15 protein-coding genes are annotated in these 14,316 nt (G+C 49.1%); 7 read left to right on the top strand and 8 right to left on the bottom strand.

What is annotated here, in order from left to right:
* Positions 1-61: 61 nt before the first annotated feature.
* Both KBW69_RS16350 and KBW69_RS16345 read right to left on the bottom strand, forming a co-directional pair.
* Positions 62-391, bottom strand: a complete 330-nt coding sequence (locus KBW69_RS16350) for a type II toxin-antitoxin system PemK/MazF family toxin (RefSeq protein ID WP_257281543.1) — start codon at positions 389-391, stop codon at positions 62-64.
* Entirely contained in the window at positions 391-645 is a 255-nt protein-coding gene (locus KBW69_RS16345) for an AbrB/MazE/SpoVT family DNA-binding domain-containing protein (RefSeq protein ID WP_257281542.1), read from the bottom strand. The genes KBW69_RS16350 and KBW69_RS16345 overlap by 1 nt, the downstream gene beginning before the upstream one ends.
* An 819-nt stretch (positions 646-1,464) precedes the next feature.
* On the opposite strand from KBW69_RS16345, the gene KBW69_RS16340 reads away from it, so the two are divergent.
* From KBW69_RS16340 to KBW69_RS16325, 4 genes are read left to right on the top strand one after another with little or no spacing between them, the layout of a single operon-like run.
* Positions 1,465-2,331: an energy transducer TonB gene (locus tag KBW69_RS16340; protein ID WP_257281541.1), complete on the top strand. Its 867-nt coding sequence runs from the start codon at positions 1,465-1,467 to the stop codon at positions 2,329-2,331.
* A gap of 20 nt (positions 2,332-2,351) precedes the next feature.
* A complete protein-coding gene (locus KBW69_RS16335; RefSeq protein WP_257281540.1) occupies positions 2,352-2,972 on the top strand; it encodes a YqgE/AlgH family protein in 621 nt (206 codons plus the stop codon).
* Positions 2,973-3,015: 43 nt separating this feature from the next.
* Positions 3,016-3,456 carry a Holliday junction resolvase RuvX gene (ruvX, locus tag KBW69_RS16330; RefSeq protein WP_257274972.1) on the top strand — a complete coding sequence of 147 codons (441 nt, stop codon included), beginning with the start codon at positions 3,016-3,018 and terminating at the stop codon, positions 3,454-3,456.
* Positions 3,434-4,297: a hypothetical protein gene (locus tag KBW69_RS16325; RefSeq protein ID WP_257281539.1), complete on the top strand. Its 864-nt coding sequence runs from the start codon at positions 3,434-3,436 to the stop codon at positions 4,295-4,297. Before ruvX ends, KBW69_RS16325 begins: the two co-directional genes overlap by 23 nt.
* A 342-nt stretch (positions 4,298-4,639) precedes the next feature.
* Here the strand turns inward: KBW69_RS16325 and KBW69_RS16320 are convergent, their stop codons facing one another.
* Together KBW69_RS16320 and KBW69_RS16315 are read right to left on the bottom strand one after the other, a co-directional pair.
* Positions 4,640-5,767: a PilT/PilU family type 4a pilus ATPase gene (locus KBW69_RS16320; protein WP_257281538.1), complete on the bottom strand. Its 1,128-nt coding sequence runs from the start codon at positions 5,765-5,767 to the stop codon at positions 4,640-4,642.
* A gap of 2 nt (positions 5,768-5,769) precedes the next feature.
* Positions 5,770-6,804, bottom strand: a complete 1,035-nt coding sequence (locus tag KBW69_RS16315; protein WP_257255071.1) for a type IV pilus twitching motility protein PilT — start codon at positions 6,802-6,804, stop codon at positions 5,770-5,772.
* Between the two features lie 105 nt (positions 6,805-6,909).
* On the opposite strand from KBW69_RS16315, the gene KBW69_RS16310 reads away from it, so the two are divergent.
* The 3 genes from KBW69_RS16310 (at position 6,910) to KBW69_RS16300 (ending at position 9,158) form a co-directional block, all read left to right on the top strand.
* Positions 6,910-7,626 (top strand): YggS family pyridoxal phosphate-dependent enzyme, encoded by a 717-nt coding sequence (locus KBW69_RS16310; RefSeq protein ID WP_257254763.1) that lies wholly within the window; start codon positions 6,910-6,912, stop codon positions 7,624-7,626.
* Positions 7,616-8,440, top strand: a complete 825-nt coding sequence (gene proC / locus KBW69_RS16305) for a pyrroline-5-carboxylate reductase (RefSeq protein WP_257254762.1) — start codon at positions 7,616-7,618, stop codon at positions 8,438-8,440. The genes KBW69_RS16310 and proC overlap by 11 nt, the downstream gene beginning before the upstream one ends.
* 166 nt (positions 8,441-8,606) lie before the next feature.
* Positions 8,607-9,158: a YggT family protein gene (locus KBW69_RS16300; RefSeq protein ID WP_257254761.1), complete on the top strand. Its 552-nt coding sequence runs from the start codon at positions 8,607-8,609 to the stop codon at positions 9,156-9,158.
* Positions 9,159-9,337: 179 nt separating this feature from the next.
* On the opposite strand, the gene KBW69_RS16295 is transcribed toward KBW69_RS16300, so the two are convergent.
* From KBW69_RS16295 to KBW69_RS16280, 4 genes are all read right to left on the bottom strand, one after another.
* Complete coding sequence (locus tag KBW69_RS16295) at positions 9,338-10,900, bottom strand: hypothetical protein (RefSeq protein WP_257254760.1); 1,563 nt, start codon at positions 10,898-10,900, stop codon at positions 9,338-9,340.
* A 239-nt stretch (positions 10,901-11,139) separates the two neighbouring features.
* Positions 11,140-12,255, bottom strand: a complete 1,116-nt coding sequence (locus KBW69_RS16290) for a hypothetical protein (protein ID WP_257281537.1) — start codon at positions 12,253-12,255, stop codon at positions 11,140-11,142.
* Between the two features lie 154 nt (positions 12,256-12,409).
* Positions 12,410-13,588: a hypothetical protein gene (locus KBW69_RS16285; RefSeq protein WP_257254758.1), complete on the bottom strand. Its 1,179-nt coding sequence runs from the start codon at positions 13,586-13,588 to the stop codon at positions 12,410-12,412.
* An 88-nt stretch (positions 13,589-13,676) separates the two neighbouring features.
* A partial coding sequence (locus KBW69_RS16280) for a hypothetical protein (RefSeq protein WP_257281536.1) occupies positions 13,677-14,316 on the bottom strand: 640 nt, incomplete at its 5' end.

Raw genomic sequence — 14,316 nt, 5'->3', positions numbered from 1 at the left:
GAACTTTCTCAAACCTCAATGATACACATCAACTGCCTTTTGCAGAGCAGGCGATGAGTTGTCAGGAGATAATTACCTTCGCTATCTTGTCTACTTGATCAATGACGGATTCCGGTGATTTCTCTACGAAACGAGCACCCCGGCACTCAAAATCCATGGATTTCATCTGGTGAACCAGAATAGACCCGTGGGTCGTCATTGTTTTGGTTAACAGCACTTCCAGTTTGACACCTCGAATGGTACTGGTAACAGGGGCGATGATGGCGAGCCCTGTATGCTGGTTAAGAAGTCTACGGGAAAGCACATAACCCGGGCGGGTTTTCATGATCTCCCTGCCACTACCGGGTTCAAAATTGATGAGTACAATATCGCCTCGCTCTGGTATGTACATCAAACTTCCTTACCGACAGGTAACATGTCCACCCACTCTTTGTCCTCGTCGGTCATGACCAGACGTTCGGTCGGGCTTCCTTCAAGCAGGGCTTCAAGTGTTAACTCTTCTTTGACAGGGGACAAGACAATCTTGTTGTCCTCAATGGACAGGTTCAGCTTTGACCCTACTGTTATCCCCAAGGTTTTCAGTACGGCTTTGGGTATACTGACGATACTGGCTCCACCGGACTTCCTGACAGCTATGGACGACATAATGCTTTCCTCCTGATATTTTACCCAAGTATAACCATGATTAAGTTTTACTCAAGTATAATTTTATACATCCCTGAAAAGCCGACTCTACAGCGTGAGATAGGTATGAGTTCCATGACTACTCAGTTAACAACACTGACAATTGATAGAAAAAGCCGGGTTCAAAAGAAAATGAGTGTTATTTTTTCAAAATACTCTCAGGAGCTTGAGTCGATTTTAATTGGTTGACTCCAAAAGCTGTCGTTCTCTATCATCCCGGGATGAGATTCTTAATCAAAGGTTTTACTCATTGGCGACTCTTTGGTATGAGGACAGGCAAATTAAAGTACTCAGACATATTGCCTGGCATTTAGTATTTTAATTCAAAGTCAGGCTGATAAAAAAGTGTTTTATTACAACTCTGCTGGCAGACTGTCCCAACCGGGTCAGGCTTTTTACGAGCAAAATAGATGCATGGTAACGATAGCCATGAAACTACTTAGAATTATTGGTCATATCTCCCAACTCTATTGACCCCTGATCCACATACCCCAGATTTTTAAACGTAAATTTCATTGCCCTTCGCTCAAAGGATATTCACAGTAATGAGTGTGCTGAACTTTCTCAAACCTCAATATTACACAATTATCGCTACCAGTAGACAAGTGAGGTAGTGCCGTTTCAAAAATAAGTCCCCAAACCCTGAAAACAGTACTTGCGCACCCCATTTTCATTGATGACAATGCACAAATAGCTGGTAAGGTATTGAAACAACCTTCCAGCTTGAGGGAGTTCATTTATAAAATCCAGGATGCAGTGTTCAAGAGGCCCACACCGTCAATGACGACCGTTTCTTCCGCCGACCGCTTAGGCTTTACCATTTTCATGGCAGCCGCTGTTCATGCCGTGATTGTGCTCGGTCTGTCTTTTGGTCTTGAGGACAAGGCTCCACCTCCAAAAACGCTGGAAGTCGCCCTTGCAACTTATAAGAGCCAGGAAAAACCAAAAGATGCCGACTTTCTGGCCCAGCTGAATCAGCAGGGCAGTGGCACACTTGAAAAGAAAGACATACCCACTACTGATCGCAAAGCAGATATTCAGGACAATCAAATTAACGAGGTAAAGCTTCAGCCTCAGGAAGCTGCAGCACCTGAAACACAGGCAGAGAAAACACCACAGGTAGTTACCCGGGCTGAGAGCAAGAAAAAGGTTCAGGACAGTGACGTTATTGACCAGCCCACAACCGAACAGCCCAAAAAAGCCGAGCCCCGCAAGCACATTGATCTGCGTCAGGAGATTGCCAGCCTTGAAGCTCAGCTCAGTGATCAGCGTCAGGCCTACGCCAAGCGCCCTAACGTAAAACGACTGACCTCAGCCTCCACCCTATTTGAACCCGGTGCTGCTTACAAAAATGCCTGGAAGCAGAAAGTCGAGCGTATCGGCAACCTGAATTATCCCGCCAAAGCCCGCCAACAACAACTTTATGGCGAGCTCCGGCTGATGGTCGCCATTAACCGTGATGGCACTCTGTCTAATATCGAAATCTTAAAATCTTCAGGTTATAGCGTTCTGGATGATGCAGCTATCCGAATCGTGAGATTAGCGGCTCCCTACGCGCCCTTCACAGATGATTTACGGGATTACGATATTGTCGAAATCATTCGTACCTGGCGTTTTGAAAAGGGTGACAGACTGTTCAGCCAGTAACGCTTGTATGTCGGCAGTCATTGAGTGCTTTATTTGCCATCGGGGCCGTTTGCCCTGATACTCCCCTCATGAGCAGAGAAACCTTTCAAAGCTTCAAAAACCACTTCCTGATCGCTATGCCCAGCATGGCCGATACTTCTTTTGCAGGCACTCTGACTCTGGTTTGTGAACACAGCCCCGCCGGAGCGTTGGGAATTATCATTAATCGCCCGATCGGACTGACACTGGGTGAAATTTTCAGTCAGGTAGGCATCAAGGACGCAGAAGAATGTTTCCTTAGTCCCGATGCAATTTATGCCGGCGGCCCTGTATCAGTTGAAAGAGGCTTTGTGCTTCACTCTGGCAGCGATCACTGGGAGTCCAGTCTGGAAATCAGCCAAGGGCTTCAGCTAACCACTTCCAGAGACATTCTATTCGCCATGGCCCGGGACGAAGGCCCTGATGATTCGCTGGTAGCCCTGGGTTATGCTGGCTGGGGTGGGGGTCAGCTTGAAAGAGAGTTGTCTGATAATGCCTGGCTCACCTGCAAAGCGAATCAACAGATTATTTTCGAAACGCCTTTTCAGCGACGTCTTGATGCTGCCGCCAAATCACTGGGGGTCGATCTTCGACTGCTCTCTGATCAGGTTGGCCACTCTTGACGCTCCTTAACGAAAATCTATCTCTGGCAACGTTTAAGAAAACATGACTGAAAAAAAACTGAACACGCTGATGGGCTTTGACTTTGGTACACGCAACATTGGCGTGGCCGTCGGTCAGGCTGTGACCCGAACAGCAACCGCATTGCCCTCTGTCAAAGCAAAAGACGGTATTCCCAACTGGGCCGATATCGCCGCGCTGATAAAAGAATGGCAGCCTGATGCAGTAGTGGTCGGTATCCCTTTGAATATGGATGGCACCGAGTCCCAGATGTCGATGCGTGCCAGAAAATTCGGCAAACGTCTTCATGGTCGTTACAACCTGCCTTTCTATGAAGCGGATGAGCGTCTAAGCTCTTTTGAAGCCAAAGACTGGGCAAACAAACTGGGTCATAGTGGACACTATGGCTCTAATCCGGTCGATGGTATGGCAGCACAAATCATACTGGAAGGCTGGATGAACGATGAGAACAACCCGGTGCTCTAGCTACGCTCTTTCAACTCTGTTGATTCTATTCTTGGTCGCCCCGTGTTTGAAATCCCGGGCCAGTGAGAGGGACATTATTCACCCTCTCTGCTTTGAGCCTTTCGCCAGTCTGGGAAAAACCAGCCACTCCCCGGGCAAGAAAACCATCAAACTGAATGACTGTCTGAATAAATACATCAAGTACCCTTTCAAAAAGCCTGACCCCTGGCAAGCCGTTTTTGAGAAAAACGATCAACCCAAAGACAACAGTGAGGCCGGCTTACCCACATACTCCAGCTACCAATTAATCGGAGAGATGGAAAACCGGCAGGTGTTGATGAGTTATTCTGCCGCTTACGGAGGCAGCGGCACATTCAGTCATGCTTTTCTGGTTGATGGCATCTCACTGCAAAATCAGGTTCCCGACAAGAATACACTGACTCAGACGTTGTACATTGAAGGCGGCGATCGCTGCTTCGGAAGTATTGAACACCTGTCAATTATTTCGCCACAGAGATTTGAGATCCGGCGCAAAGTAACACCCAGTGCGCTCATTGGTTTTGGGATGGAGGCGGACTACGCACAAAGGGTGACGAAGGGCCTGCCAGACTGTGCTTTATGTTGCATAGGCAGTTTAGTGGAGCAGGTAGATATGAAGGGTAATCGGGAACTGATGAACATCATTCTGCTGCCAAGAGAATTGCGTGAAACGGATACAGCGCAGGAACGCTGCCTGAACCGTCTCACCAAAGCAGACACCCATACCGATATTTTCACCAAAGAAAATCTTAAAACCCTTCAGCAGAATTACATCGATGAGTGTCTGGGGGATATGACCCCCTCCCTCAAGGATCTTCTCTAGCTCATACTCATACACGACTAGGAGCCTGACCGAGAATAGCGCCCGTAGCGAGGACGGCAGAAAATTGAGGATAAAAATTCGGTTTTGTGAGGAGAATAGCTAGCTATTTGACGAACAAAAGCGGATTTTTAGACCAATTTGCTGTCGCCGCAGTAGGGCAGCTATTCTCGGTCAGGCTCCTAGCAGCCTGTCGGACTTAAGGCTGTCCTACTGCGGTTGCAATAAATTGGTCTGAAAATTCCTGCTTCTTCGTCAAATAGCTCGCTATTCTCCTCAGAAGCAGAAATTTTTATCCTCAATTTCTTGCAATCCTCGCTACGGACGCTTAAGTCCGACAGGCTGCTAGAAAATCTCCTCATGCTGCAGACTAAGCTTGTCCGCCATTTTGGTCAAATGCTCACCATTAGCCCCTGACCCCAGTTTAATCAAAAGGCGCAGGTCGTTGGGTGAATCAGCATGAGCCAGGGCGGCTTCGTAAGTAATATCTCCATTGTCGTATAGTTCAAACAATGCCTGATCAAACGTTTGCATACCCAGCTCACGTGAATTCTTCATAATCGTCTTGAGTTCGTGAACATCACCGTTACGGATCGTATCCTGAATCAAGGGGGTATTGAGAAGAACCTCAACAGCTGCCCGACGGCCTTTACCTTTTCGGGTTCTCACCAGCTGCTGGGCAATAATGCCCTTCAGGTTCAGGGATAAATCCATCCATATCTGAGTGTGACGATCCGCCGGGAAGAAATGAATAATCCTTTCCAGAGCCTGATTAGCGTTATTGGCATGCAGTGTTGCCAGACAGAGGTGCCCTGTCTCTGCGAATGCCATGGCATATTCCATGGTTTCACGGGTTCTGATTTCACCAATCATAATGACATCCGGCGCCTGTCGCAGGGTATTTTTCAGACCCACAGCGTATGACTCGGTATCAATGCCCACTTCACGCTGAGTGACAATGGATTTGCCATGTTGATGAATAAATTCAATCGGGTCTTCAATACTGATTATGTGCCCGCAGGCATGCTCATTCCGATGCCCGATCATCGCCGCAAGAGAAGTAGATTTGCCGACACCGGTCGCCCCGACAAAAAGCACCAGACCACGCCGGGCCAGCGCAAGGTCTTTGATCGTCTTCGGCAACTTGAGCTGGTCCAGCGTCGGAATCTCAGTCTCAATCCTTCTCAATACCATGCCAGCCAGATTTCGCTGATAGAAGGCACTGACACGAAAACGACCGATTGTAGACGCTGAAATCGCAAAGTTGCATTCATGCTCCCGATTAAATTCAGCTTTCTGATCCTCATCCATAACACCGTACACCATATCCCGTGTCATGGTGGCTGTAAGAGGCTCCTTGCTGACAGGAACGATCCTGCCATTGAGTTTAAAACTGGGCGGAAAGCCAGCCGTGATAAACAGGTCAGAGGCCTTCTTTTCGGCCATCACTTTGAGTAAGCGGTTAATATCCATAGTCAGAAGTTTTCCGGGTCCCGGGCTTTTTCCTGGGCCACATCTCTGGCAATCTGGCCTTTTCTCACCAGCTCATGGAGGCACTGATCCAGTGTCTGCATGCCAAGGGAACCGCCGGTCTGGATAGCAGAGTACATCTGGGCAATCTTGTCTTCGCGGATCAGGTTACGGATAGCGGAAGTACCGATCATGATCTCGTGGGCTGCCACACGTCCGCCACCGTTTTTCTTGAGCAGAGTCTGGGAGATAACCGCCTGCAGTGATTCTGAAAGCATCGAGCGCACCATGGCTTTTTCTGCTCCCGGAAATACGTCCACCACACGGTCAATGGTCTTGGCTGCGGAGGTGGTGTGCAGGGTTCCGAAAACCAGGTGTCCGGTTTCTGCAGCAGTCAGGGCAAGACGAATGGTTTCAAGGTCACGCAGCTCCCCCACCAGAATAATATCGGGGTCTTCACGCAGTGCTGAGCGCAGTGCGTCGCTGAAACTGTGAGTATCCCTGTGAACTTCCCGCTGATTTACCAGACATTTTTTCGACGTGTGGACAAATTCAATGGGATCTTCGATGGTCAGTATATGCTCATACTTATTGTCATTGATAAAATCCATCATGGCCGCCAGACTGGTACTTTTACCGGAACCTGTAGGACCGGTCACCAACACCAGACCCCGGGGCTTCAGGGCAATATCCTTGAACACCTGACCCATGCCCAGATCTTCCAGGGAGAGCACTTTGCTGGGGATAGTTCGAAATACGGCACCGGCTCCGCGGCTCTGGTTAAAGGCGTTGACACGAAAACGGGCGACCCCGGGAACTTCAAAGGAGAAGTCCGTTTCCAGCTTATCTTCGTAGTCTTTTCGCTGTTTGTCGTTCATGACGTCATAGATCAGGCTGTGAACTTGCTTGTGATCCATAGGAGGCAGGTTAATCCGGCGAATATCTCCGTCTATACGAATCATAGGCGGAAGGCCAGCTGAGATGTGAAGATCCGAAGCGCCTTGCTTATAACTGAAGGCCAGCAGTTCGGTTATGTCCATGAATTTCCCCCTGAAACCCGGACGCAGGTAAAATAGACCGGGACATCTTCTTATTTTCGACCGAAATATCGGTTTCTACCTATTAACGCACTACTGTACAGGCTGATGACCTCATTAAAAAGTCAATTCGACCAGGTTTTTGAAAGAATTTATAAGGCCGAACAAGCCAGCGTTCGGGAAGGCCAGGTGAAACTTCTGGCAGTCAGTAAAACCAAGCCCGCCGAGATGATTGCTGAAGCCTGGCAGCTGGGCCAGCGGGATTTTGGCGAAAACTATTTGCAGGAGGCTGTGGATAAAATCACCCAACTCTGTGACCTGGAAGGCTTGGTCTGGCACTTTATCGGGCCCATCCAGTCGAATAAAACCCGCGATATTGCCTCTCACTTCCAGTGGGTACACAGTGTCGATCGTTTTAAAATTGCCCAACGACTGAATGATCAACGCCCGGAAGAACTGCCACCCCTGAATATCTGTCTTCAGGTCAATGTCAGCGAAGAAGAAAGCAAATCCGGAGCCACTCTGGCAGAACTTCCTGAACTGGCAGCGGCCATATCTCAATTACCGAGACTACGGTTGCGTGGGCTAATGGCAATACCCGCACCGGAAGCCGATGAAAGTAAACAGCGGGCTCCCTTCAAAAGGCTGGCTGATGCCCTTGAATCTCTTAACCGTGGGCACCATCTAACTATGGACACATTATCCATGGGAATGACCGGAGACCTGGAGGCTGCCATTGCTGAAGGGGCTACCATGGTTCGCATTGGTACAGCTCTGTTCGGGGCCAGGCGTCATAACCACCAAGGAATTAAGAATGACCAATAAGACCATTGCATTCATCGGTGCTGGCAATATGGCCACCAGCATCATGGGTGGATTGATTGAGCACGGTTGGCCCAAAGACAGAATATTCGCTTCTTGTCGTACGGAAGCAAGTGCCAAAAAGCGTTCTGAAGAACTCGGCATTCACACATCTACCCGCAGCCTGGAAGCAGCAGCAAAAGCGGACATTGTGGTGCTTGCCGTTAAACCCCAGATGATGAAAGCGGTTCTGACTGAACTGTCACCGGTACTTCAGAAACAAAAACCTTTCATTATTTCCGTCGCCGCCGGTATTCGTCTTGACAGTCTGGATGTCTGGAGTGGTGGAGGGCTGCCGATTGTCCGCAGTATGCCTAATACACCATCACTCTTGCATTGTGGCGCCACAGGCCTGTTCCCCAATAGTCGGGTGACGGATGAACTGAAAGCCATTGCCAATGAGATTTTTTCACCGATTGGCATTCTTCACTGGCTGGAGAGAGAAGAACAGGTCGATACCATTACCGCCTTGTCAGGCTCAGGTCCCGCTTACTTTTTCCTGCTGATGGAAGCGATGGCAGAAGCCGGGGTCAGGCTGGGGCTGGATCATGAAACCGCTGAACGCTTTTCATTGCAAACCGCTCTGGGAGCTGCAAACATGGCTATTCAGAGTGATATTGATGCTGCCGAGCTTCGCAGAAGAGTCACCTCTCCTGGCGGCACCACTGAACGGGCTTTAAAAACCTTCCGCGAGGAAGGCTTCGAAGCCGTGGTTTACAAAGCGGTTAAGTCTGCAAAAGAAAGGGGTGCAGAACTGGCAGAACATTTGGCTGACTAGTAGACGTTAACTGCTATTTCCCGCACCCGGAAGTTTCATAGTAAACTGGTCAGGACGTAGGGCACAGCCTCATAAGCCATCTCGCTTCCCCGGCTTGCTGAATTTTATTTAACGCTCATGGCTGTTTTATTTAACATTCATGGCTGCTTAAACACGAAGGATTTTTATGTCGGCATTCTCCTCCAGCCTCGTCTTTCTGATACAGACCCTGGGAGGTCTGTACATCATGGCTGTACTGCTGCGCTTTCTGCTGCAACTGGTTAAAGCAGACTTTTATAACCCCATCTCCCAAGCCATTGTCAAAGTCACTTCCCCACTACTGAATCCTCTCAGGAAAGTGATTCCGGGAATGGGAGGCCTTGATCTGGCTTCCCTGATCCTTGCCCTGATCTTGCAGATACTCCTGGTTTACGTACTCTTTATGGTTCAGGGTTTGGCTGCTGAGGCGATTCCTTTTCCCCAGATCCTGATTATCAGCCTCAAAGAGCTGGCGGGTGAAATCTTGAACATTTATATGTTCAGCCTGATCATCATCGCCATTGCCAGCTGGGTAGCGCCCGGCAGTTACAACCCGGGCCTGATGCTGCTGCATCAACTGACCGAGCCTCTGAGCAGCAGGATCAGACGAGTGATTCCCCCTTTGGGAGGTCTGGACTTTTCCCTGATGGTACTGGTTTTGATCATCATTACCCTAAAGAACTTCATTGCTGCTTTGTAATACGGTTTGAGCCCCCCAAACCTCCGCCTTTTTGCCGACATCGCAAAACGCTCGCAATCCATTCTCATGCTTTCAGGCTCTGCGGGTCTTCTGGCCCTGTGGGGCCGAGATGAGAACAAAACTTTTGCGACGACCTCTGGAGCCCCGGAACGAGTCACAGGCTTGTTGAACGCTGTGGACTATTCCATATCGACATCGTCATCCTGCCCTGTTCCGCGGGTGTCGTTGGAATCTTCCGGGGTGCCCGCAAGCTCCGTTGATGGATTATGAGCGTCGCTTATTGGCCGAAGTCGCCGAAATGGTAATGACTCGGCTGATAGGGTGTTAAGAAACGAAGATCCACGGCCAAAGCCGCAAGACATGGGGTCGAAACCAGCCACAAGATGGGAGATTGCTCCTGAGGCTTGCGATTGAGATGGCTGGCTTTGTGGTTGGTTTTGTCGCCAGTTTTGTCCTTCGCCATTTGCACCTGATGGAATGACACTCACCGGAGATCCACCGGCTTGGGGCTGAAAGGTTTGTGTTCCTGTCATGCCGTGATGAGTCAGGCCCGCCGAACTTCCTTCGAAGCTCAGCGACCCTTCAACTGATTCACTACCGCCGGATTGTCGGAGTCTGCAAAAGCCATTGCAGGAATCGAAGAAACAATTAAAACTCATAGTATGGTTCCCAAGCTCCCTTAGATCACCATTAGCGTCGCTTACCATAACGCCGTATGGCCGAAATCGCTCAAATGGGAACCTGTCGGCTTCTGAACGTGACATGACGGTACGAACCCAAGGTTCACTGCAAGTCGAGGGGTCGAAACCAGCCACAAGATGGCCAATTGATGCTGAGTTTTGTCGATCGCGAAATGCAATTGATGGAATGACAATAAGCATAGAACTACCGACTCCTAGCTGATAGGTTCGCGTTCCTGTCATGCCACGATTAGTGTGGCCCGTCGAACTTCTTTCGGAACTCCGCGACCCTGCAACTGATTCACTGCTACCGAATTGTCGGAGTCTGCAAAAGCCATGGCAAGAATCGACGTAACAATTGAAACTCATAGTATGCCGGGGTTGCTCAGGGCCCTGGTTGCCACCGCCGCCAGAGCCGGAAGACATGAAGCTGGAGAAAGCAGCCATGAGATGAGGCATTGTTCCTGAGGCTTGCGATTGAGATGGTTGGCTTTGTGGTTGGTTTTGTTGCCCGTTTTGTCCTTCGCCATTTTCGGGTTTTTTTCTGGTGGTGATCAAAACCGGGTGATTCTCCTGCATCAACATAGATGCTGCCTCCAGTTGATCCATCGTGTTAAACAGGGGTGAATGAGCGTTCCAATAGCTTTTCAAAAGCAGGCCAACAGCGGCAAACGCTTCTACAGGTAACCATGAATAAGCTTTGGCCCCGAGAGAGTTGTCGCTGGTGGTCAGAACCAGTTTGTAAGCAAGCAGCAGATGAGTGGCGTAAATCAATTCCCACGAGATCGATTCAATGAGGGACGTTGTTTCACCGTAACGACCATGCCGGTATGGTTTGTCTTCAGGCGGAAAAATTGAACCTGCGTCATTATTTGTGTCGACACAGCATGACGGATTATACGACACTGCATTAAGATCACGCTTTATAGAAAAGCTACCTTTTGGAGCGCCTCCGTCCTGTTCAAACTCGACAACAAAATCTCTTGATAAAAGTTCAGCCTGACCGACGACAGGCAACACGAGCAAGAGCAACAGTAGCGCCGCCGATAATGAGTTTCTCATTATTTTTTCATTACCCTACTTTGCAGTTTTTAAGGAAGGAGAGTAGACCAAGAAGGTAATGAATCAAGAAAAAAAGTATCCTTACTATGTCAAAAACCAAGCTTTTACCGGGCAAGAACTCGCTGCGAAGAAGCTGACAGAGTCTGACCAATGCAAAAGTTCAGTTTGATCCATACCGAGAGATTACGAGGCTTTAAACGAAAATACCCAATATACTCAAAGCAATGAGAAACACCTGTCTACAAAAATTCTATAGGCCCGATGTATCTGATTCTGAGTGTAAACTCATTGCGCAGCCGCTCCGGAACATTTTCCCGCAGGAAGCCCTCCACCTCAGCCTGTATCTGCCGCTTTTCTTCCTGGGTGCAATCGAAATCAGCGGTTACTTCAAACTGAAGTTGGCCTCTGGTCTTGCCCGACGTTCCCAGCCCGCACACACGTTCATTCATCGAAAGCAGAGGAGGAACGATGCCCATTAATTCTATCTTCATGCCTCTTATAATGCTCTTTTCAGAGTCGGATTGATCAACAACACTGGAGGATGTGCTTTGCCCGGCTGTTGCTCCTGCGTGATCTGTCGTACTTTTTTCGGAATTTAGCGCTCCTTCAACAGACGCTTTGTCATCGGATGATGATCCGAGCCTACAAACGCCATGACAGGAATCGACGTAACAATTTAAACCCAGAGTATGTTGGCGTTGATCAGGGCCTTCGCTATTGCCACCAGAGCCAGACGACAGAGGAGAAGTGACAGAGCCTGTACAACAGTTGGTTGTGGTTGTGGTTGCTCCTGAGGCTTGCTGACTGGATGATGCTGATGGCGGGGTTTGTTGTTGACCACTTCCGGGTAGCATCATAGTGGTGATCGCAAACGGATCACCTTGGTATGAATGCAGTTGATCCATCGGGTTGAACAGTGGCGAACCAGCGCCCCAATAGCTTCCTAAAAGCCAGCCAACAGCTAAAAACGCTTCTAAAGGTATCGATGAATAGGATTTGGCGCTCAGAGCTGCGTCATGGGTACTCATAATCAGCTCGTAAGCAACCAGCGTACTAGTGGCATAAATCAATTGCCACGATATGGACTCAAAAAAAGACGTTTTATCCCTGCAACCGTCGACTCTGTGCGGTTTGCCATCATATGGCAAAACTGCTTCTGTATAGTCGTTTGTGTTGGCAAGGTACGACGCACTGTTTAACAATGTGTGATGGTCTGGCTTTATAGAAAAGCTCTTTTTTGGAGAGCTTCCACCCTGAAGCTCGACAAGAAAACGTCTTGTCAGTGATTCAGCCTGACAGATGGCAGACGGAGAGAATAGCAACAACAGCAGTGTCGCTGAGAAAAAGTTTTTCATAACTCAATCATTACATCCACTTTTGCAGTTTCTAAGGGCAAAAGATAGACCAAGAAAGTAATGGATCAATAGAATATGCATCCTTTTCTGTCAAAAGCGCAATCACTCCTTACCCTCTGAAGGCATCATCGTTCACATCAACACACTTGAGTTTTCAACGCCTTCTATATCTTCTATCACGCCATCTGTTAGGCGATCTGCCATGGCATCTTATGTGTCTCGAAAGCTCGTGAACATTATAAAAGATCCTCCCGCATAATCGTGGATCGTTATCCGACGACCCGACCATTATTACGTCACAGAATTGTGGCCCAGTGTGGTGTGTTCTGGTGTGACGCAACATCATTTCGGCATTCCTGCGAACCACTCCGCATGGCCGCCGCTCGCCATCCATCGTGGTCAGCATCTCGTCACAGACCAGAGGTGTATGCGCTGCCTCAGCATTCATTGAGCGTAATGCTGAAAGAAATAGTCTGGGCTCTTCCCGGTGAACTTGCGTGGGAAGATCATTTCGGATCGGAAACCGAAAAATATCTTCAACTGAAAAGGGAGGAACTGAGCTTCGTCCGGGTGTTGATCCTGTGTCGTCTGCTGAACTTTCTTCGGAATTCAACGGCCCTTCAACTAGTTCACTGTTATCCAATGATGGTCGGAGTATACAAACGCCACTACAGAAACCGACGTGACAATTTATGCCGAAAGTATGCAGGCGTTTTTCAGGGTCTTCCTGACCGCCGCCAGAGCCAGAAGGCAGGGGGCAGGTATTGGAGCCTGTAAGATGAGTGCTTGTGGTTGCTCCCGAGGCTTGCTGACCGGATGACGCTGACGGCTGGCTTTGTTGTTGCCCATTTTGGTTTTGTCCGGGAAGCGTCATAGTGGTGATCGCAAACGGGTCATCCTGAATTGCCTCCAGTCGCTCTATCGAGTTAAACAGCGGTGAATCGGGATTCCAATAGCCTTTCAAAAGCCAGCCGACAGCGACAAACACTTCTGAAGTTAGCCATGAATAAGGTTTGAAGCCAGAGACTGCATTGGTAGTCAGAACCAGTTCGTAAGCAACCAGCAGATTCGTGGCGCAAAGCCATTGCCACGAAATGGACTCAATAAGGGGCGTTTTTAACCCATAACCGCTTCCGGGTGGTTTAACATCTGGCAGTAAACCGCACCCTGCGTAGCCGTTTGTGTCAGCAATATCTGAAAAGAACTGGTCTGGAGAACCTGTATCCTGATCCTGTTTAATCTCGACCACAAAACGCCTTGTCGACGTTTGGGCCTGGCAAATGACTGAAAACGAGAGCAGCAACAGCAGTGCCGCAGATTGTGTTTTCTTCATTTTTACCTCGATAGATTTTTTTTGTAGAGATGAACCCGGGAGCCTGACCGAAAAGGCGGCTGCTAAGGTGTTGATATGTATTAGTCCGTCAGTTCCTCAGGTAATCACACTTATTCACTTTATCTGCTGGAGCACTGAGTTTATCGTCCTCGTCCAGATCAGCAGGCTTGCGTTTTCGATGTCTGCGTTTGTGATTCGACAGGGCTTGAGCATCCTTGCAGACTCTCCCGCATGGTCGCCACTGACCATCCGCCCCGACCTTGATCTCGACACAGGTTTGTATCCCGCTGTGGTATCCGCTTTTGTGACTCGATAGAGATGCAGCACTTTTGTAGACTCTTCCGCATGGTCGTTGCTGGCCATGCTCCCCGACCACGATCACTTCACAGACTTTTTGCCCGGAGTGTACTTGTTGCCCGGTGTGATCTCGTCTTTTGTGATTGCTCAGGACTTTAGCATTCCTGTAAACCTTCCCGCATGGCCGCTGTTGACCATCCTCCCTGACCACAATCATTTCACAGGTTCGTTGCTTGCCATGGATATTTATTTTGTGATTCGACAGGGCTTGAGCATCCTTGCAGACTTTCCCGCATGGTCGCCGCTGACCATCCGCCCCGACCTTGATCTCGACACAGGTTTGTATCCCGCTGTGGTATCCGCTTTTGTGACTCGATAGAGATGCAGCACTTTTGTAGACTCTTCCGCATGGTCGTTGCTGGCCATGCTCC

It is taken from the genome of Endozoicomonas sp. ISHI1 (assembly GCF_024606225.1).
Lineage (GTDB): Bacteria > Pseudomonadota > Gammaproteobacteria > Pseudomonadales > Endozoicomonadaceae > Endozoicomonas_A.
Note: the sequence above shows the minus strand (reverse complement) of the source record. Positions and strands in the feature narration are given on the sequence as shown.